Origin of the sequence: Heyndrickxia sp. FSL W8-0496, assembly GCF_038007825.1 — a bacterium.
GTDB lineage: Bacteria > Bacillota > Bacilli > Bacillales > Bacillaceae_C > Heyndrickxia > Heyndrickxia oleronia.
In genome coordinates this window covers 2,038,759-2,059,389 of sequence record NZ_JBBOXX010000001.1, presented here as the reverse complement: position 1 = coordinate 2,059,389, position 20,631 = coordinate 2,038,759, and the positions used below count along the sequence as shown (strand labels likewise).

23 protein-coding genes and 1 riboswitch are annotated in these 20,631 nt (G+C 32.9%); of the genes, 4 read left to right on the top strand and 19 right to left on the bottom strand.

The annotated features are described in order from the left end of the window. Positions 1-112 precede the first annotated feature (112 nt). The 3 genes from NST63_RS10400 to NST63_RS10390 all read right to left on the bottom strand — a co-directional run bounded on the left by NST63_RS10400 (position 113) and on the right by NST63_RS10390 (position 2,294). The gene (locus tag NST63_RS10400; RefSeq protein ID WP_058002338.1) at positions 113-664 is read right to left on the bottom strand and encodes an adaptor protein MecA; all 552 of its coding nucleotides are present in this window, start codon (positions 662-664) and stop codon (positions 113-115) included. A 59-nt stretch (positions 665-723) separates the two neighbouring features. Further along, entirely contained in the window at positions 724-1,491 is a 768-nt protein-coding gene (locus tag NST63_RS10395; RefSeq protein WP_341042031.1) for a metallophosphoesterase, read from the bottom strand. A 170-nt stretch (positions 1,492-1,661) separates the two neighbouring features. Continuing rightward, positions 1,662-2,294, bottom strand: coding sequence for a CBS domain-containing protein (locus NST63_RS10390; RefSeq protein ID WP_071976104.1), 633 nt, complete (start codon positions 2,292-2,294; stop codon positions 1,662-1,664). A gap of 185 nt (positions 2,295-2,479) precedes the next feature. On the opposite strand from NST63_RS10390, the gene NST63_RS10385 reads away from it, so the two are divergent. From NST63_RS10385 to NST63_RS10375, 3 genes are read left to right on the top strand one after another with little or no spacing between them, the layout of a single operon-like run. Next, on the top strand, positions 2,480-2,707 hold the full coding sequence (locus NST63_RS10385; protein WP_212942925.1) for a spore coat associated protein CotJA: 228 nt from the start codon (positions 2,480-2,482) through the stop codon (positions 2,705-2,707). Next, positions 2,707-2,967 (top strand): spore coat protein CotJB, encoded by a 261-nt coding sequence (locus tag NST63_RS10380; protein WP_212943548.1) that lies wholly within the window; start codon positions 2,707-2,709, stop codon positions 2,965-2,967. Before NST63_RS10385 ends, NST63_RS10380 begins: the two co-directional genes overlap by 1 nt. A 38-nt stretch (positions 2,968-3,005) precedes the next feature. Beyond that, positions 3,006-3,575 (top strand): manganese catalase family protein, encoded by a 570-nt coding sequence (locus tag NST63_RS10375; protein ID WP_058002333.1) that lies wholly within the window; start codon positions 3,006-3,008, stop codon positions 3,573-3,575. A 15-nt stretch (positions 3,576-3,590) separates the two neighbouring features. Here the strand turns inward: NST63_RS10375 and NST63_RS10370 are convergent, their stop codons facing one another. From NST63_RS10370 to NST63_RS10350, 5 genes are all read right to left on the bottom strand, one after another. Continuing rightward, the gene (locus tag NST63_RS10370) at positions 3,591-4,043 is read right to left on the bottom strand and encodes a DUF2663 family protein (RefSeq protein ID WP_341042028.1); all 453 of its coding nucleotides are present in this window, start codon (positions 4,041-4,043) and stop codon (positions 3,591-3,593) included. A gap of 159 nt (positions 4,044-4,202) precedes the next feature. Then, a complete protein-coding gene (locus tag NST63_RS10365; RefSeq protein ID WP_212942928.1) occupies positions 4,203-4,832 on the bottom strand; it encodes a LysM peptidoglycan-binding domain-containing protein in 630 nt (209 codons plus the stop codon). A gap of 22 nt (positions 4,833-4,854) precedes the next feature. Then, positions 4,855-5,442: a CPBP family intramembrane glutamic endopeptidase gene (locus NST63_RS10360; protein WP_341042027.1), complete on the bottom strand. Its 588-nt coding sequence runs from the start codon at positions 5,440-5,442 to the stop codon at positions 4,855-4,857. Further along, a complete protein-coding gene (locus tag NST63_RS10355; RefSeq protein WP_212942933.1) occupies positions 5,442-6,899 on the bottom strand; it encodes a RecQ family ATP-dependent DNA helicase in 1,458 nt (485 codons plus the stop codon). The genes NST63_RS10360 and NST63_RS10355 overlap by 1 nt, the downstream gene beginning before the upstream one ends. Then, positions 6,886-7,950: a helix-turn-helix domain-containing protein gene (locus NST63_RS10350; RefSeq protein ID WP_341042026.1), complete on the bottom strand. Its 1,065-nt coding sequence runs from the start codon at positions 7,948-7,950 to the stop codon at positions 6,886-6,888. The genes NST63_RS10355 and NST63_RS10350 overlap by 14 nt, the downstream gene beginning before the upstream one ends. Positions 7,951-8,163: 213 nt before the next feature. On the opposite strand from NST63_RS10350, the gene NST63_RS10345 reads away from it, so the two are divergent. Then, complete coding sequence (locus NST63_RS10345) at positions 8,164-8,412, top strand: ferredoxin (RefSeq protein WP_058002327.1); 249 nt, start codon at positions 8,164-8,166, stop codon at positions 8,410-8,412. Between the two features lie 31 nt (positions 8,413-8,443). Here the strand turns inward: NST63_RS10345 and NST63_RS10340 are convergent, their stop codons facing one another. From NST63_RS10340 to NST63_RS10290, 11 genes are all read right to left on the bottom strand, one after another. Continuing rightward, positions 8,444-9,016, bottom strand: coding sequence for an ECF transporter S component (locus tag NST63_RS10340; RefSeq protein WP_341042025.1), 573 nt, complete (start codon positions 9,014-9,016; stop codon positions 8,444-8,446). 192 nt (positions 9,017-9,208) lie between these two features. Then, a riboswitch (FMN riboswitch) is annotated at positions 9,209-9,352 on the bottom strand. 283 nt (positions 9,353-9,635) lie between these two features. Continuing rightward, a complete protein-coding gene (locus NST63_RS10335; protein WP_212942938.1) occupies positions 9,636-10,532 on the bottom strand; it encodes a M23 family metallopeptidase in 897 nt (298 codons plus the stop codon). 215 nt (positions 10,533-10,747) lie between these two features. Continuing rightward, on the bottom strand, positions 10,748-11,965 hold the full coding sequence (locus tag NST63_RS10330) for a hypothetical protein (protein WP_341042024.1): 1,218 nt from the start codon (positions 11,963-11,965) through the stop codon (positions 10,748-10,750). Next, positions 11,958-12,494 (bottom strand): RNA polymerase sigma factor SigX, encoded by a 537-nt coding sequence (sigX, locus tag NST63_RS10325; RefSeq protein ID WP_212942955.1) that lies wholly within the window; start codon positions 12,492-12,494, stop codon positions 11,958-11,960. The genes NST63_RS10330 and sigX overlap by 8 nt, the downstream gene beginning before the upstream one ends. 221 nt (positions 12,495-12,715) lie before the next feature. Further along, on the bottom strand, positions 12,716-14,476 hold the full coding sequence (locus tag NST63_RS10320; RefSeq protein ID WP_212942957.1) for an ATP-binding protein: 1,761 nt from the start codon (positions 14,474-14,476) through the stop codon (positions 12,716-12,718). Then, positions 14,473-15,189 carry a response regulator transcription factor gene (locus NST63_RS10315; RefSeq protein ID WP_212942959.1) on the bottom strand — a complete coding sequence of 239 codons (717 nt, stop codon included), beginning with the start codon at positions 15,187-15,189 and terminating at the stop codon, positions 14,473-14,475. The genes NST63_RS10320 and NST63_RS10315 overlap by 4 nt, the downstream gene beginning before the upstream one ends. A gap of 336 nt (positions 15,190-15,525) precedes the next feature. Beyond that, a complete protein-coding gene (gene ccsB, locus NST63_RS10310) occupies positions 15,526-16,725 on the bottom strand; it encodes a c-type cytochrome biogenesis protein CcsB (protein ID WP_341042023.1) in 1,200 nt (399 codons plus the stop codon). 12 nt (positions 16,726-16,737) lie between these two features. After that, entirely contained in the window at positions 16,738-18,366 is a 1,629-nt protein-coding gene (gene resB / locus NST63_RS10305) for a cytochrome c biogenesis protein ResB (RefSeq protein WP_180212384.1), read from the bottom strand. Between the two features lie 11 nt (positions 18,367-18,377). Beyond that, a complete protein-coding gene (gene resA / locus NST63_RS10300; RefSeq protein WP_212942963.1) occupies positions 18,378-18,911 on the bottom strand; it encodes a thiol-disulfide oxidoreductase ResA in 534 nt (177 codons plus the stop codon). 133 nt (positions 18,912-19,044) lie between these two features. After that, positions 19,045-19,779 carry a 23S rRNA pseudouridine(2605) synthase RluB gene (gene rluB, locus NST63_RS10295; protein WP_212942964.1) on the bottom strand — a complete coding sequence of 245 codons (735 nt, stop codon included), beginning with the start codon at positions 19,777-19,779 and terminating at the stop codon, positions 19,045-19,047. 320 nt (positions 19,780-20,099) lie between these two features. Beyond that, the gene (locus tag NST63_RS10290; protein WP_058002316.1) at positions 20,100-20,630 is read right to left on the bottom strand and encodes a spore maturation protein; all 531 of its coding nucleotides are present in this window, start codon (positions 20,628-20,630) and stop codon (positions 20,100-20,102) included. Between the last annotated feature and the right edge of the window lies 1 nt (position 20,631).

The following is a 20,631-nucleotide window of genomic DNA, read 5'->3' as shown; positions in this document are numbered from 1 at the left end:
AATTATACTTTTTAAATTTTTGCAAACGCTATCAAACTATATTTAGATTTGCTTAGTAAAACTGACAAAAAATAGGGCAATAGAAAAAATTCTCATCGCCCCATTTAGGTTGTTATTGGTTGAAATAACTTAAAAGTACCGGTAAAGCATTATTTTCAATAATCACCATTCCATATTCCTCTACCATTTCTATAGACATAGTTGATTCAATTCCATACTCTTCACAAAGTACATTTACTGCCTTAGTATTTGGTATCTTAAGATAATATTGATCTTCGAAAACCATTAATTTACTATTCAAACGTATTTGCAAATTTTCAAAGCATTGTGCTAGTTGAATAACATCTTCAATTGATTCAAAGCAAAAAACACTATCTGGAATAAATGTTGGAATTAAATGATTCGTTGATTGCTCTTCATTCATTGATTTCTCATCCATAGTTAATATTAAAACAATTTCCATTGAACTTAGTGAGAATATTTCAATTGAGATCGTATCGGTAATTTCACACTGATATTCTTTTTTTGCAATTTCAACCATCTCATCAAAAAGGTCATACCATATAAATGATTCAAACTCATCTGTTAAAAATCCTTTATCAGATAACTCTTCAAATGTAATCGAGTATTTTATTTTATTTCGTGATAATCGTTCTAATTTCATTTATTTCCGCCCCCTGATATGGCTTCTATGACCATACTATGTAAAAATGGGGAGAAAGTTCATTTTAAAGTAATGATATGGGCTTCAGGTTTGGCACCAAGTCTTAAAGGAAATAATGATGTTCCGTAACCATTGCTTACTAATTGAATGGTATCTGAGTATTTATACACCCCACCTTTTTTATAAGGTGTATAACCTAAAATACGGATCTGGCCACCATGCGTATGTCCACTAAGAATAAATGAGATTGTATCAAAATCAAACATTTTTTGAGTAATATCTGGGTTATGACTCAATAAAATTTGAAAGCATGGTTCACTAATTTTTTCCATTGCTTTATGTAAATCATCCTGCTCTTGTGAGATATCATCAATTCCAATAATCGCAATTTTTTCTCCTGCTTTTGATTGGAGAAAATCAACATCATTCCTCAGCATTTTCACATCATATTTCTTAAAAATACGAAATAATTTAGTTTCATCAATTTCATAATCATTATTTCCCCAAATAAAATAAATTGGACCAAGCATTTTTAATTTGCGAAGATTTTCATCGATTCTTGTCAGTGGAACACCTTGTTCAGCTAAGTCACCACCAATTATTACAAAATCAACCTTCCCTAATGACTGCTTAATGATAGATGAATGAATATTACGCCGGTGTATATCAGAAATGAAAAACAGTCTAAGCTTCTTAAAAGATTTTGGAAAATTATTAAATCCAAATGTATGATATTGAATATTATTCTGAAAAGCTTCTGTCACCATATAAGCTACTAGTAATACTCCAGCAATTATTACCATCATAAAAATTAACCAATAAATCATGTTTTCCTCCAATAATTTGGATCAATTACTAATAAATCATACCATAAATGTTGGTAATCGACACAATTGCAAGCAATTTTTCCACTTATCCTATTAACTCATCTTTTTAATTAGAGCTGCGGCAAAAAATGAAAGGCAGTTGACCATTTAAGATCAACTGCCTCTTTTATTTAATCTTCAGTAATATTTAAGATTCTAAATCCTGCATCTTCTAAACTATCCGTAAACTTTTTAATATTATCTCGTTTTTCTATTTTTAAAATAATTCTTCTTACCAATTTATCTGTTTCATCAAACGTTACTAAAGAGATTACTGATTCATGATACTGCTGTATAATATTAGCTAATCTTGCAATTCTACCTTCTACTTCCACTGAACTAAATGCGATCCGAATCCCTGGACGTTTAATTCCAAAGGCACTTTGGAATTGTTCGATTACATCAAATCTAGTTACAACTCCTAGAAATTTTCTATTCTCATCTACTACCGCGAATAAAGGAAAATCCTTTAATTCAACTAATGTATTTTCAAAAATTTCATTACCCTGGAAAAAGATTTCCTGATGGGTTGCAATTTCCTTTACCTTTACTGTTTTTAGATACTCTTCTTTATTGAGCTCTGAATTAAAATAATTCCTATATATATGATAATGCGTAATCATACCTACATATTCATCCCCATTTAAGACAGGCAAACCATCAACTTGCTTTTTTCTTAGTACTTCCAATGCTTCTTCAATTGAATCTTCAGCATGAACATAAAAGCATTGAGATTTTGGAATCATAATATTTTTTGCGAACATCACTTTCACCTCATAAGATAGATTTCACCATGAATATATATTCTACAAACAATGAAATATTCCCTTTATGTAGATTCGCTTTTTTGCTTAAATATACATTTTATTTTATTGTCTTTATTTTAATGACATGTAGGACAAATCTTTCCCATAAAATTAAATGATGACAAATAGAAGGAGGGAAGAAGATGCATTCATTTTATAAAAGTTACAAACCTTATATTAGTCCATTTGATCCATGTCCACCGATAAAGGTAAAAACCTATTCAACACCACCCAATTTATATATGGGCTTTCAACCACCAAATTTACCACAATTCCCACCATTAGAAGCATTAAGAAAAGGAACACTTTGGCAACCATTATATGATCCTTACTATAGTCCTTATGAACGAGCAAAGGAGCGAACCGAGTGATGAATCAAGTACCTCCTGAATATTATCAAAAACTTGAGGAACTTCAGGCTATTGATTTTGTAATAGTTGAATTGACATTGTATTTGGACACTCATCCAAAAGACCAGGATGCTGTTCAACAATACAACCAATTTGTACATCACAGAAAGAAACTAAAAAAGGAGTTTGAAAAGCTGTTTGGACCGCTGACTAACTTTGGTTATAGTTATTCTGATTATCCATGGAATTGGAAGGATGCACCTTGGCCATGGCAAGTTTAAATAGACTAATAATAAATACAAAGGAGTGAATATCATTCATGTGGGTTTATGAGAAAAAGCTCCAGTACCCAGTTAAAGTTGGTCAATGTAACCCAATGCTTGCAAAATTCTTAATTGAGCAATACGGCGGTGCGGATGGAGAACTTGCTGCAGCACTTCGTTATTTAAACCAAAGATATACAATCCCAGATAAAGTTATAGGGCTACTAACAGATATTGGAACTGAGGAATTTGCTCATCTTGAAATGATTGCAACGATGGTGTACAAATTAACAAAGGATGCAACACCTGATCAAATGAAAGCAGCAGGTTTGGGTGCACATTATGCAGACCATGATAAAGCTCTTTATTATGAAAATGCTGCAGGAGTACCTTGGACAGCTGCACATATCCAAGCTAAAGGCGATCCAATTGCTGATTTATACGAAGATATTGCTGCGGAAGAAAAAGCTCGGGCGACTTATCAATGGATAATTAATATGAGTGATGACCCTGATATTAATGATACTTTAAGGTTTTTAAGGGAACGTGAAGTAGTTCATTCTCAGCGATTCCGTGAGGCAGTTGAAATATTAAAAGAAGAAAGAGGAAAGAAAAAAATATTTTAAATATTTCATGTTCCTCTATTTACTTTCATGGTATAAATTTATATTAAACTTTGCTTTCATGATTTCAAAAACTATATATCTAGAAGCCCAAGCATCATTTTTCCATAAATCTTTACTACGATCAACAATTTCACATCTTAATTCATGATACTCTTTTTCAGCTTTTTCTTTTTTTTCATAAAGCACCTTTGTCGCACCGAATAATCCTATAGCAAGAAAAATAAATAGCAAATGTGTATTGTCTCCCACCAGAATAGAAAAGATCTCTGAAAATGTATACGAATATGGTTCAATAATACGATAATATAAAAAATAAAGACATCCAAAACTGTAAAATACGCTAATTGTTAAAAGCAATATATGTTGCTGCTTTAAACGATCAAATTTTATTTTCCTGTTGACAAGATTTTGCAGCATTTGTTTTGTAGCTTGGTCAGTTTGCTTAAGTGATAAAATAGTAGATTCCATTGCAACTCCCCCTTTCAAATTCATTGTATGAACCAGTCCAAATAGGTATACCAAAAATAGATGTTCACTTAATTTTTAATTGAGGGGTAAGTCACCAATGACATATTTTTAGGGTGATCGGATTGAGACTACCTTTCACCCTAATACACTATAAACTTATTATGGAAGATGAATTTCCAACACTTGGCCAACAATGATGCCATCATTCGATAGATCATTCCATTGTTTTATACGATCTATTCCTGATTTGGAATGATAGTATTTTAACGCTATGCTATACAATGTTTCATTTGGCTGAACAGTGTGAAAAATAATTTTTTGGTCTTCCTTATTTGTCTGAGAATTGGTTTCCATATCTATTTTCTCGGCGACAGAATCATTTTGGGTCTCTTGTTCACCACTATTTTTATTTTCATTTGAGCCACTGTTATTATATGTACTAGGTTGCTTTGCCTGTTTTTTTCCCGGTGACACAAACTCATAAGGAACCTCTTCCCCAGCCATTTTCGCACCTAAATCAAGAAAAAATGATTTTTTTAATATAAATGTATATAAGGAAAAACTAATAATTGGTAATAAAATAAAAAAAGTTAACAGTACTCTTAATAATGGGAAAGTCATTTTCCTTTTTTTCTTTTTTCTTTTTTTAGTTCTTGAACCGTGTAGTTCACTTCTAGTAGGTAGACGATGCACCTCTTCATTTTCTTCTATATTCGTCTCATCCATCTTTATCTTTTCAATTTTCTTTCGATGGATCTCAATTGGATCTTTATATGGATCCGTCCTCATTTTTCATCACTTCCACTGCACTTTACTTAATTGTCTTGTTATTATATTTGATACTTAAACCAAGCAAAAAATCAACAATAAAATGCATGACGATTGTTGTCACAACATTATGGTCAGAAAACTCGTAAACCAGGCCCATCCAAAAACTTAGAACTACGATGTTTACGATCAAAAACCAATGTCCCCAGTACCGAATATGTGCAATTGCAAAAACGATACTAGCAATAACGATTCCGAAATTCGTTTGAATGACTCCTCTAAATAGGAGCTCTTCACTTAATGCAATTACTGCTGCTAAAAAAAGAATCTCAAGGAATGAGCGGTCTTTAAATATTTTTTCATTTACCCCACCATCGTCATAATAATGTTGAGGTAGAACTCTCATCAAAATTAGATCTAATATAACGATGATAATCCCACTGACAACTCCCAATGATAGGATAGATGAATTTACTTTAAATAAATGAAGAAACGATCGATAATCATTAAATAAAAAAATAGACAAAATGATAGAAATTATTAAGATTATTACTTGTGTAATATATAAATGGAAAGTTAGTTCCCGTTTCGACAGCTGCTTTATTATATCTGATTGTTTGTTTTTTCTCATTATTTTTCGCCTCTCAGCAATAAATGACCTAGCATGGACTGCCAAGTTTTCTGTTGCTCCTCATTAATTGACTCTACTATTTCCATTTCAAAATCTTCCATCTGTACGCCACAATTATCACAACAGTTGTGAATCAGAAAGGTTTGAGTTTCATTAAAATACTCTAATATATCTTTTCGACGGCATGAGGTTGATTTTAACCATTTTATCATATCCATCAGTTTTAATTGTTTATATTGAATCCTACTATCTCGGATTTTTTTCACTTTGTTAATTAATACAGACTTTTCCTCTGATAACTTACTATAATAGATTAAAAAACGATGCTGTATTTCAGATAAGTTAAGAAGATCCACATGCTTTTTTCTTTCATCAGATAGATTATAAAACTGTTCTATTTGAGAATCAGTTGGCAGTTCTTGATCGAACATTTGTAATGGTAATAATTCATCCCCTGGAGCATATAAAAGAATGGCTATGCTCTGTTCTCCATCTCTACCTGCACGACCAATCTCCTGTAAATAAGACTCGATTTGATAGGGCATATGAAAATGAATAACAAAGCGAATATTATCTTTATTTACCCCCATGCCAAATGCACTTGTTGCACAAATTATCTGTATCTGATCATGTAAAAATTGTTGCTGTATCAGTATTCTTTGCTCTTGATCCATTCCTGCATGATAAGCTGCTATATTACCTATGCCCTCATTGCGAAGCAATTGAGCAATTTCTTCCGCTAGACGCTTACTTGAAAAATAGATAATGCCAGGCTTTTGTAGATGTTTAACCAAATATAAAAGTTTTGTAACCTTCATTTGATGGTTCCTAACTTTATCCACAGTTAATGAAATATTCGGGCGATCCACAGAGAATATTAATTGATTTACTCTTTTTAATCGCAAATATTTAATTATATCTTCACGTACTTCTTCTGTGGCTGTAGCAGTTAAAGCTAATGTAACCGGATTCCCAAGTAATGCTCGTACCTCATGTAAATTTAAATAATCTGGTCTAAAATCATGACCCCATTGTGAAATACAATGTGCTTCATCTACTACAAATAGAGAGATATTCAATTTCTTAATCTTTTCTAATACAAATTCATTTGTCAGCATTTCGGGTGAAATATAAATAAAACGATATAAATGTAATGTATTTAGTAATTTTTTTCGTTCTTGAAATGTAAGAAATGAATTCAATGCAATTACCTTTTTTTCTCCCATCATCCGAAATTGATCTACTTGATCCTGCATTAAGGACAATAATGGAGAGACGATTAAAACAGCACCTGTCATTAAATAACCCGGCAACTGATAACAAAGAGATTTTCCGGTACCTGTTGGCAATAATGCCAATGTATCCTTGCCGTTTAAAACCGAAGAAATGACATCCTCCTGCCCCGTACGAAACGAAGAAAAACCAAAATGATTATATAATTCATCAGTTAAGTTCATTGCCATTCCCCTTGTTTTTTGCTAATGCTAATCGAATTTGAAAATATGATACCTCTTGTATTACTTCTTTAATCGGCTTTAACTTTTTTTGCCCTACGATTGCCGCTGTTTGAATAATTTCAGTTTCTAATTCCTTTGATAAATATGGTGAAACATCCAAATCTACTTGATTTAGCAAAATTTCAATTACATGGTCTTCAATTGTATTCGTTTTAAGTTTACGTAATGTCGCTATTTCTTGAATCGAATGCCCGTTTTTTAATAATAAATAGGTTTCTTTCGTAGAATTTGTTAGAGGAACGGATTGATGGCTGTCTTTTATAAGCGAAAATAATAGCGGATATTCCGAATTATTCTGCAAAATTGTACCGAGCATAAAATGCAGTAAATGGATAAAACGATACCAATATTCCGTATACTCCATTCCGAAATATTCAGCGGATTGCTCTATCGTTAAGCCGACCTGTTGATTACCTGTCAAACGAATGAGGAATAATTCCGTTTTTTCCGGAGGTTCCTGTTTAAAAATGGAAGATAACTCATGAAATAATTTTATACTTATCTCTTGTTTTGAAAAATGTGATTGCTTAAAAAAGGATTTAATCCATCTTTGTGTATCTGGATCCCTGACAATTGGATAGTATTTTTGTATATCATGAATGAAATTTGAAAGAACCTGAACAAATAATGTCAACCGTCTCCAGAAAATGATTCCTACATCTTGGTATTTCAATCCGTTTAAGTATGAAGGAAATGTATCTTTTTCAAAAAAAACAGCTAATTCCTTACAACCTTTTTCAGAAAGGACGAACTTTAGTTCGTCTTGTTGAGCAATCAATCCATTTTGATATAGGTCATGGATGATCTCATCAAATACATTCCGTTGTAGATTGGGAAAGGTTTGAAAAAAAATACCTAAATTAAATAAGTGAGCATCCTGAATCGTCTGAGATGACTTCTTACCTTTAAGTAAATGGTAAATGGAATAAACTGTACGTACTCCTTCTATTCTTTGTAATTGAACTAATACAATAGCTTGTAAAAACGTCATTATGTTTTTACCTCTTTGTCTTTTTATGTCTAATTTTATCATGAATGATAAAGCTGTTGTTGATTATTTTTATGAACAAATTAAGAAACAGAAACTATCTATTGAAAAGTTGCTAGATGAGTTTTATTATTAGGATTGTATGAATAATAATGTTTCACAATTATATAGCTCCCAGATCAATGGGTATAGATAGATATTAGGAGGTCTTTTTTCATGCCAAAATATACAATAGTTGACCAGGATACATGTATTGCCTGCGGTGCCTGTGGCGCTGCTGCACCAGATATATATGATTATGATGATGAAGGAATTGCCTATGTGATTCTAGACAATAATAAAGGTGAAGTAGAGGTCCCTGAAATTTTAGAGGATGATCTTATTGATGCTTTCGAAGGATGTCCTACAGATTCAATCAAAATGGCTGATGAACCGTTTGATGGTGACCCACTTAAATTTGAATAATAATAAAAAAGCAAGTGCCAATGCACTTGCTTTACGTATTTTTAAGGATGGTTTGTTTATTAATCCAATTTTGCATTTTTGAAAACAATAGCATAAATATAATAGCTACTAAAATACCTTTTATGAAATTAAACGGAAGAACTCCAGCAAGAATATATTCTTTTACATTAGGTACTTGGAAATTCATTAAAGCTAGATATGCAGGTAGGATGACAAAATAATTTAATATACTCATCATTACTGCCATTGAAATCGTACCGACAAACAAAGCTAAAGTCATACCTTTTTTCGTTTTCATTCGTTGGTATATATAATAAGTTGGAAGTACAAATAAAAGACCTGCAAAAAGATTAGCAATATGACCAATTGGAATCCCTGTTTCACTACCTGTCGTAAGGAAATCCAATAAATTTTTTATAAGTTCCACTAATAAGGCTCCGATAGGTCCGAAGATTAGTGCGGCGATCAATGCAGGTATATCGCTAAAATCTACGGTTAAATAATTCGGAAATGGCGGAATGGGAATTTTTATTAACATGATGACATACGCTAAACTACTTAATACCGCAATACTTACAAATGATTTTAAACCTAATTTTTTCATACTTTCTCTCTCCTTATGAGATCCATCTCTTGTCAGAAGAAAGTTGCCTATTTTTGAGCATAAATAAACCCTCAAGGAAAGAACCTTGAGGGAGAAAAAGGCATGCTCAATAAGCGTTCAAAACCTGCATTTTTTGAACGCTAAGAGACTGTCTATCGAAGGGTTACCCTATTAATAGACTGCTCTAGGCACCTCCATCTTCTCCCATCCAGACTGTACTGTCGGCTTTGGAATCACACCAAATCCTGCCTTATTATTCTAAAGGCTCGCGGGCTAAAAGCATTTATGAGCTTTATTACCGCCGGTCGGGATTTTCACCCTGCCCCGAAGATGAATCGTATTTTTTTTACATTTTAAATTATATCCCATCACGATACAATAGGGAAGTAAAATGATTCTAAAAAGTTTTTTTATAGGCTCCTTTTCTCATCGTTGCTATTTAAGTAAAGTTATAACAAGAAATATCAACTGATGATCGCTAACGTTGAAAAAGCTGCATCACCATAGGAACCTCTAGAATTCTTTAATGCGAGTAAAATCCGACAAATGTGCATTTACAAAAGCAATAAACTATACGAAAACAGCCTTTTTATCATTAAGATGTATTGCTTTTCGATTATTATGTATGCTTAATGACGATTTTTTGCTTAGTATGAATTAAATCCTTGTTAGAAATATTATTCCATGACAGTAATTGATCAATTGTTACATCAAATTTCCTAGATATTTTACTTAATGTATCCCCTGATTGAACGATATACATTTCCTCTTTATCATTGTTAGATGATAAGAAGTTATCTACATATATTGGTTGACCTTTTTCTATCGATTGATTACCAATAATCTCAGCTAAAAAATGTGTAATAATGACCTTTCGATCAGCGATCGGTTTTGCAGTCAGATTTAGTGTCAATTGTTCTTCCTTTTGTTTTTCTTTTTGTACTTCCTGTAAATTACCTGCCACATCAATGACGCGGTAAGGATCATGATTAAGAGCAAATACAAATTGTCCTATCTCTCCTTCACCAAATACAGTAAATGGATCGATTGCATTTACTTTGTCAATGGTCCATTCGCCTTTATGAATTTCAAAATGAAGGTGAACTCCAGTGGAATTACCTGTATTACCCATTTTTCCGATTTCATCACCTTTTCCAACAATTTGTCCTTCAGCTACCATCCGATTTTGCAAATGGGCATAAACGGTCTCAAAACCATTGTCATGATGGATAAAAATAACATTCCCATATGATGGAGAATAGTATGAACGAATGACTTCTCCTCCTTCTACAGCATAAACAGCTGATTGATATTCCCCAGCAATATCCAAACCTTTATGGATGCCACTTCTAGAATCAAATACATCCGAAATTTCCCCTTCTGCAGGAAAGTACCAATCGTCCGTATTTTCATATATATTTATTTCGGCAGCTTGCACTCTTCCGCCTAAAATAAGCATGCTTACACATAAAGCCATGATCGCTACAATTAACATTCTTTTTAAATAATCAAGCATAATTTTCCTCCTCGGATAAACAAACTCTTGCTTAAACTTATATGACTGCTTGTATATTTTTAGAACATATTGTCAAAATCAAGTTTGCTAGAGCGAATCTTATTTTATGCTAAATCAAAGCTTTTATTCAAAACAAAAAAAACTGATACTTTTTAAAGAAACTATTGTTACACACAAAAAAGAGACATTCTATATTTGAGAATGCCTCTTTATTATTATTTTTTTATAGTGTATTTATTTGGGGCAATCGGTACCTTAATTGGTTTAGAAAAATCGAATTTCTCCCATTTCATTGGGGAAACATCTTTAAAGAGTACCTCCTTATATCCAAAGCTTTTCGCTGTTAACAAAATCCCATCTAACATTAATTGGTAATCCTCATTACCTTGTGAAAAATCAAGTAACTTATTGAATTCGATATTGAGACTGTTATCATGATTTTCTGTCGCTTTCAGATGAATCTGATTTGGAATGATTGGTTGATAAATATCATTTGGTGCTTTTTTCATATTTTCTATAGCGGAATTAAAAGAACTATATTCCAAATCTGAAGGTACTAAAAGTTTCATACCATTTGTTTGAAGATAGGAGAAATACCCAACATTCACTAACGGCGATACCTTATAAGATTTTAATAATCCGATATTATTTAATTGAATTGGATCCCCATTTTCATCAGAATAATCAACTTCTTTAATATGATTTAAAAATGAAAAACTGTATTGTAAAATACGAGTTAAATTCTGTTCTACATATTCTGGAACTTTCCTCACCTGATCCTTAGGAACGGTAATGTGGAGTTTCTTCTCATTTTGTCTATATTGTAATTCCCCAGGAATATTGGGTAAACTAGCAAACCCCCATTGTTCTAGTGGTAACGCTTCAGCAGTTTGCAAATAATTAGTAAACCAATCAATATCCGATTTGGAAACCTCCACACTAATTGGTACTAGGATAGCGTCTTTCGTAAAAACTCCATAGGTAAACATATCATTTTGTTGCAAATCTTGTTCATATATTGCTGACATGCTTTTTTTATCAATAGTACGTGCAGAGAACTCACTTACTATTCCTTCGTCTGGACTGACATCTCTTTTCTCTGAGAAAGAAAACTGCGAATTATGTTCAATATTTTGTTGATCTTGGTCTGTGACTGCTTTATTTTCTAATGATTCTTTTCTAGGCTCGATTGTAGATTTAGCTATTTCATTAGGATTAGATTGCATGAAGGAAGATGATATTAACACAACTATAATAGCAAAAGTGGCAATGATGACGGACGGAATCATTAGCATTTTCTTTTTACTTTGTTTTTTTTCAACTTTATATTTTATATTTCTGTAAATTTCCTCAGGACTCCGTTGATCTCTCATTTTTGGCATATTCAACAAAAGATTTTTGATATATTCTTCTTCATTTTCAAACTCAGCCATACCGTTGTACTCCCCCTTCCTGACCCTTTTCTACCATCATTTCTCGTAAGATTTTCAGTGTACGATGTTGTGTAATTTTCACTTTACTTTCAGACCATCCAAGTATTTCGGCCGTTTCTGCAATTGTTAATTCATTAAAATAGCGCATAATAATCACCATTTTTTGATCTTGAGTACAATGATCCAAACACTCATATAATTTTCTCATATCATCACTTTGAATAATTATTTCTTCAGGTAAGGCAGACGAATCTTTTAATTGGCTGCGATTCCAGTCAAACGTATCTAATAATTTTTTTTTCCAACTTTTTTGCTTACGAAAATAATCAATTGCTACATTTCGAGCAATGGAAAATAACCACGTTTTTTCTGAGCTGTTTCCTTCAAAATTTTGATACGCTTTTAATACTCTAATATATACCTCTTGAACTAAGTCCTCAGCTAGTTCACGACTTTTTACCATATAAAATAAGAATTGAAAAAGATCGCGATGATATCTTTGATGTAAATCATTGAAAACGGAGTCCATTCATCTCCCTCCTCCGTTATATATTTAGTCGCTATCAATAAGGATAAGTTTCAATTAATTTCGAAAACATTTCCCTTTATGAGTTTATACTACCAAAATACGAAAAAAAAAGCGCTACATTTCATAGCGCTTTTTTGTCATAATATTTTTATTATGATATTTTCAGTACTTGTTTCTCATGAAACAAGATTTCTCGGCAGCATTCATCAATCATTATTCATTTACTTAGGTAAAAAGAAGGAAAATGTCGTCCCTTGTCCAACCTTGCTTTTAACAGTTATATTTCCATCATGGGCTTCTACGATATTTTTAGCAATTGCTAAACCTAACCCTGTACCAGATTTACCACGTGTTCTCGCCTTATCCGCCTTATAGAATCGTTCAAAAACAAATGGAATATCTTCTTCAGGTATCCCAGAACCATTATCTTCGACATTAATCTGGAACCCTTTATTGGTTTCCTCAAACTTTACTTTGACATTCCCATTCTCTGGTGTATGTCTTATTGCATTATCGATTAAATTTGTTAAAACTTGTTCAATGCGGTCTGAATCAATGAAAAACGTATCTCTTGTAGATTGTATTTCACAGCTTAAATGGACATGGTTTTCCTTTGCTAAACCATTAAATTTATTTGTTACTCTTTCAATAAACGTGTGAATCGGTATGTCATCTTTTACTAAGGAAATATGACCTGCTTCCATTCTAGCTAAATCTAATAGTTCATTTACAAGTCTACCTATTCTTAGTGTTTCATCGTAAATAATTTTTGCAAATTCCTTTTTCTCTTCATCAGATGCAGCGATATCGTCAATGATTGCCTCACTATATCCTTGCAGCATTGCTACAGGTGTTCTTAACTCATGTGATACATTGGCTATAAAATCGTCTCGAAGCTTATCTAATCGCCTTTCTTCTGTCATATCACGAATGACTACGACTGCCCCTCTTACACTCTCTTGATTATAGAGGGGGCTAACTATGATAACATAGGTCCTACCTTGAATCGTAATTTCACCTGTTTGTTCCATTTCAGTTTCAAGAACCTTTTGTAATAGCAATTCCTCTGGAGCTAAAAATGTTTCATCTTCACCTTGTTCATAAAACCATTGTTGAAGAAATTTTTCAGCAGGTGGATTTGTTATTAATATCGTTCCGTCACGATTTAATGTTAAGACTCCATCTGCCATACTACTTAAAATACTTCTTAGCTGTTCTTTTTCTTGATTTAAAGCATTTATATTAAACTTTAGTTGTTTTCCCATTTGATTGAAAGCAGTAGCTAACTCCCCAATTTCATCATGGGTTAATATCGGTACCTTTTTATCAAATTTTCCTTTTGTAATTTCAAAAACAGCTTCACGCATTTTTCTTAATGGAGCTGCTATCCTAGTTGATAAAAAGAACGCAAAACCAGTAGTTAATATAATAGCAATTCCAGCTGCTAATAATATGAGCCTTGTTGTTTGTTTTGTCGTTTCTTGCAAAATATCTAACGACCGATAAATAAATATAGCCCCATTGCTATTGTCAGTTACATGTAATGGAACAGCAGCAACGATCACATTTTCATATCTATTATTCGTGTTGTTACTCGGGGCAGCAAATTCTTTTCTTTTACTCTTCCCATTATTAAATACTGCTGAAAATTCCGGATCGTTTAAAATTGTACTCGGAGGTATTTTATCCTTCGCATGAATATTTGGAGAATAATAAACATTATCCTTACTGTATGCAATCATTACTTTCATTGAGCGATCGACGAATTCCAGAGCCAACTCTTTTCCAAGATCATCACCAGAATGTGTCTCTACAATATTAGCTACTTTATGAGCTGTATTAGATAAATCTTTTTCAATCTGCCCTACATGGTAGTTCTCGAAAAACTCAAGCAATAGAATCGTTAATATAAAAAGAACGAAACATACTAAAAATAAAATCGTTAGCCAGAGTTTTCCGACAACACTTCGCCATAATCTCATTCCGTGGTAACCTCAAATTTATATCCGACACCCCAAACCGTGACAATCATCTTAGCCGCTTGTTCTGACACACGATTTAATTTTTCACGAAGTCTTTTTACATGTGTATCGACTGTACGTAGATCACCGAAAAATTCATAATGCCAAACTTCTTTTAATAAGTGCTCACGATCAAACACCTTATCTGGTGATTTAGCGAGGAAATATAATAATTCATATTCCTTTGGAGTTAAGTTTACTTCTTTACCATCAGCACTGACTCGGTGTGCATCATTATCAATAGTAAGATGAGGAAAAACAATCATATCCTTCGTTTTTGTATCTGTATTTAAAAAGCTTGTAGAAGATGATCTTCTTAGTAAAGCTTTTACACGTAAAACAACTTCTCTTGGACTGAATGGTTTTACAATATAATCATCTGTACCAACTTCAAATCCTTCTACACGGTTTGCTTCTTCCCCTTTTGCTGTAAGCATTATGACAGGAGTAGCTTTTTTTTCACGTAGTTCTTTACAAACATCTATCCCATTTTTACCTGGCATCATCAAATCTAGCAGAATACAATCATAATCATTAGTTAATGCCATTTCTAATGCTGTCTCACCGTCTCCTGCTTCTTCGATATAATAGTTTTCTCTCTCAAGATACATTCTCAATAATCTACGAATTCTATCTTCATCATCTACGACTAAAATTCTTGCTTCAAAATCCATTTTTAATCCCCCTATCATAGACTATTATTCAAATTCTTTACTCATAATAAATTATATATGAAAAAAGAAAATGAATCTTGTATTGTCATTACTTTCTTAAAAAAGCCTCCACAAAAGTGAAGGCTTTTTTTTGTTTTGGATCTTTTCTCAAACATTGTTGCTTTTAAGTATTGTTAAACTAGTAAAAATAGATGGAAGACCAATAAGCCTTCCTTCCTCTGAGAAAAGAGGTACAAACTTCATAAAAACGTTGAACCAATTATTTGCTGTAATATCCAATATAAGGGCTTATAAAAAAGCAACAAACTTTACGAAAATTTTTATATGTCCTAATAATTAATTGGACGCATATGAATGAAGACCTGCTATTACAAGGTTAACAGCTACTAGATTAAACATAATAATAGCAAAACCAACAACTGCTAGCCATGCAGATTTTTCACCATGCCAGCCTTTTGATAAACGTAAATGTAAAAATGCTGCATAGAATAACCAAGTAACTAGAGCCCATACCTCTTTTGGATCCCAGCCCCACGGACGACTCCAGGCAATCTGGGCCCAAATCATAGCAAAGATCAAACCACCTAAAGTAAATACAGGAAAACCAATAATTACTGAACGATAGCTAATTTCATCAACAAAATCTAATTTCAAATTTTTAGTCAGTGGCTTTAATAGTGCGCCAATTCGTTTTCTTGCAATGACTCTTACGAGTAAGTAAATAATAATACCAGAAATAAGTGACCAAATAACTGTATTCAATTTCACTGCATTTACAATACCAGGCACATTAAATAGTGGTGTGAAGCGATCCGGTGTTTGCAATTCACCTTCATGAGGTCCAATCAATGCTGGTAGCTCATATTTCAATCCAGTTTGTTCAGCACCTTTTTTATCCACCCAATTAAATGTGGCTTCATAATGACCTGCTTTAAAAATAACCGAACAAATGACAAAACCTAAAACTGCAATTAGCGAAAACATTACGAGTTCTAAAAGAAATGTTCGAGCAGACTTTTTAGATTGATCAATGCATTTAACTAAATAGATTAATCCTGCAGCAAAACTAATGGCCAAAATCGCCTCTCCTGCTGCAACGGTTGTAACATGTATGTATAACCAATGGCTTTTTAATGATGGCACTAATGGATTCAGTTCTCCTGGGAACATGCTTGCAAATGCAATAACAAGTAATGCAATTGGTAATGCAAACAACCCAAGGACTGGAGTTTTATAAATAAAGTTGATCACAATAAATGCTGCTACTAGCATCATACCAAAGAAAGTTACAAATTCAAACATATTACTAACTGGTGCATGACCAGATGCAATCCAACGAAGGATAAAGTAACCTAATTGAGCAATAAAGCCAATTATAGAGACGATTACTGCAATCGTCCCCCAACGATTCGGCTTTTCTTCATTCCCATGAATCTTTTTTTGCCTAATTGCTCCTCCGAAGAAAAACGTGCCTAATAAATATAGAATAAAAGCTGCATATAATAAATTACTACTAATCTTAACTAATTCAGACAAATTCGCCCCTCCTTAATGTTTGTCTTTTTTCTTATCCTGCTGATCTACTGGTTCAGGAACATTTGTGCCTTGTAAAATATACTTAATTTCGTTCTTTATGCCATACCAATTTTTGTTGGTGTGTGCAGCAACTAGAACTTCACCATTCACACGTCTAATCCATATTCTACGATGATTCCAGTACATGCCTTGAACGACACCTATCATAAAAATAAGACCACCGAGAGCTAATATCCAAAGGGTTAAATCTTTTCGAACGGTTAGAATCGTTGCATTACGAGTATCGATTGATGAAAATGCAATTTTATAGTCATTTTCACCTAGTGGTTCTTGATTTAATTTAATTCCAATTAAACTAACTTCACCTTTTGGATGTTCAGGTGAAATCATATTAAATAAGAATGCTGGATTATTTGGCACAGAAGTTTTTGTTTGTGGTTCTCCTTCTTTAGAAATCCCACTAAAATCAGGATAATAACCCATTAGTTCTACTTTATACCCATTTTTCAAATCATAAACATCTTTCGGGTTATATAAATCAATTTTAAATTCACCCAATGATTGTCCATTCTTTTTATTTTGTAATTTAAACGACATTGCTTTTAGTTCATCAAGGGTGTAACTCATTTGATAAAGTCGGTAATGCTCCATTTTCAAAGGATCATTTACACGAATTGAATAATCTTTTACCTTTTTTAACTTATCCGATTCCCCTGCTATACCGCCATCTTCACGTTTATAGAGAGTTACATTCGTTTGGAAATTTTTCGCCACTGTACCAACTCGATCTAATGCTTGATTAAACTTTTCTTTATCTTTGTTTTTATCATATGTTTCTAAAATGAATTTCTTGTTTTCTAGTACATATTGCGAATGTGTACCTGGGATAACCTTCTTTTCTCCTTCACGTAGCTTTAATGTTTCATCCACATACATGCCGGGGACGGAGCGTAACATTGCACCTATAAGAAAAATAATAAGACCAATATGATTGACGTAAGGACCCCATCTAGAAAAACGTCCTTTTTCTGCTAGAATACTTCCATCTTCTTCCCGGATTTTGTATCTTTTTGCTTTAAGATTTTGTTTAATTAAATCAAAATGATTATCTGTAAGTTCTACTTCTGATCTGATATATAATCGCTGACGTTTTAAGAATCCCTCATGTCGACCAATTTTTTGAGTTTTCAATGCTCGATGTAGTGGAATAAAGCGATCCAAACTACAAATAACAAGTGAAACACCAATACTTGCAACTAATAACAAATACCACCATGAACTATAAAGATCTTGGAAGCCTAATTTGAACCATAATTCTCCAAACCAACCATATTCATCCTTATAATATTGTTCAGGAGTAAGTGAATTTATGTATTCTTCTTGCGGAAGGATCGTTCCGAGAGCACTTGCAATTAATGTTATAACGATTAACCATACTCCAACCTTAACTGATGAGAAAAAATTCCATATCTTATCTACAATTGTTTTATTATACGTTTGCGATCTGCGAGCACTACCTTCATAGCGCATGTCATGAAGTTTTTCCTGCTTAGCTTCATCTGTTAATGCTCTACCACAAGATTCACAAAGAATCGTACCAATAGGATTAACGTGACCACATACACATTTTATTTCTTTCATGATAAAACTCCTTAAGGTTTAATACTCTCCATTAAGTTTTTGATATCATCTTTAGACATCGTTGTTTCTACTATTTTCTTTATTGTTCCACTTGAATCAATAAAAAATGACGTGGGTATTGGATCTATGCCATATGCATTCTGTACATCCTTACTCTTATCTACTAGTACAGGGAAATTTAAATCATAGCTTTTTATAAACTTATTAATTAAGAAATTGGATTCTCCAACATTTGCAGCTAGAATTTCAACTCCTTGCTGTTTATACTCTTTATACAAATCTACCATGTAAGGCATCTCTTCTTTACAGGGCCCACACCAAGTTCCCCAAAAGTTTAAGAATACTCCCTTGCCTTTGTAATCGGATAAACGATGTTTCTGGCCATTCATATCTTGCAAAACGAAATCAGGGGCCTTCTCGCCAACTTTCAAAGCCTTACGACTATCCTTTGTTAAATTATTGTATAAAGCATAGGATACCGCAGCAATTAAAACGACTAGTATGATCGTTCGTATAACGAGCCTTTGCTTTTTCTTTTGTGACATTTCGTAACCTCCAATCGAAATTTCTGCCACATTATAATCAACATTATATCATTCCCCCAAATCATCCTGATTACCATAATTTGAAGGTTATGTGAAACTTTAAACAGTTGATAAACATGGATGGAACAACCATTTATTGGTTCCCTGATCCTGTTTCTGCAAGTGCACGTAATTGTTTAACCTCATGAGGAGAAAGTTCTCTTACTTCACCCGCATTTAACCCGTGTAAATTTAAAAATGCGTATCTTTCTCGTTTTAGCTTTTGAACGGGATGCCCTATAGCTTCAAACATGCGTCGAACTTGTCTATTTTTCCCTTCATGGATAGTTAATTCAATGATTGATTTTTGCGTTTTCTTATCTGCTGATAATAACTTTGCTTTTGCTGGTGCAGTTAACCCATCTTCTAATTTAATTCCTTTTTCTAATTGTCTCAACACTTGTTTTGATGGAATCCCTTTTACTTTTGCAACATATGTTTTATGAATTTCATAACGTGGATGCATAAGTAAATTAGCAAAATCACCATCATTTGTTAGGATTAACAGGCCTGAAGTATCATAATCTAAACGGCCAACAGGATATACTCTTTCCTTTATTTCCGGAAGAAAATCTGTTACCACTTTTCTGTTCTTATCATCAGTAACAGCAGATATGACTCCTCTTGGCTTGTACATTAATAAATATACTTTTGTTTCCCTTTCTAGCGGTATTTCATTCACTTCTACTTTATCATTAGAAGATACTTTGCTCCCTAGTTCAGTTACAATTTTACCATTTACTTTTACCTTACCCTCTAGAATTAACTCCTCAGCCTTTCGACGCGAGGCTATTCCCGCATGTGCTATAACCTTTTGAAGACGTTCCATCTATTTATCCACCTCATTTGAATTTTGAAAGTTATACTTTATGAATTATTACATATCAATGACAAAAAGCAAAGAAACTAAACCAGTTTAATGCGATTTTTGTTCTAAAACTTACTACTATTTATCATTCCATTCGTTTTTTCTAAAAACCGTTTTTGTATAATTTGTTACTCATTATATAAGTTTCAGCCGATCCTATGCAGTTTGCAGTTCTATTCCAGTGAATTAAAGGGGGGAACATTTTTATAAGTTTATACTTTACTTTACTAGCTATAAAATATTAAAAAAGAGCCTACAAAAAAAACATGGATGTTGGAGAATTATCCAAACATCCATGTAATAATAATGATAGCTGCACCTATACCAACCAAATCTGCTAATAAGCCAACTTTTAATGCATCACCCATTTTTTTAATACCTACTGCTCCAAAATAGACGGTTAGAACATATAGGGTCGTATCTGTACTTCCTTGAATGGTCGAGGCTAATTTACCAATGAAAGTATCTGGGCCATGTACTTTAAGAATATCACTCATCATTCCTAGAGCAGCATTTCCAGATATGGGACGAATCAGTGCTAATGGAACGATTTCTGTAGGAATTCCTAACCACTCAAGGACTGGCTTTATTAACTGTACAAAAAAATCTAATGCACCAGACGTTCGAAAGACAGTGATTGCTACTAACATTCCCACTAAAAATGGAATAATCGAAACTGCAATCTTTATACCTTCCTTACCTCCATCAACAAAGTTTTCATAGGCAGGTACTTTTTTCCACACACTATATAATAATATATAACCAATAAGAATAGGTATGATCCAAATAGAGATTAAGGAAATAATTTGCAAT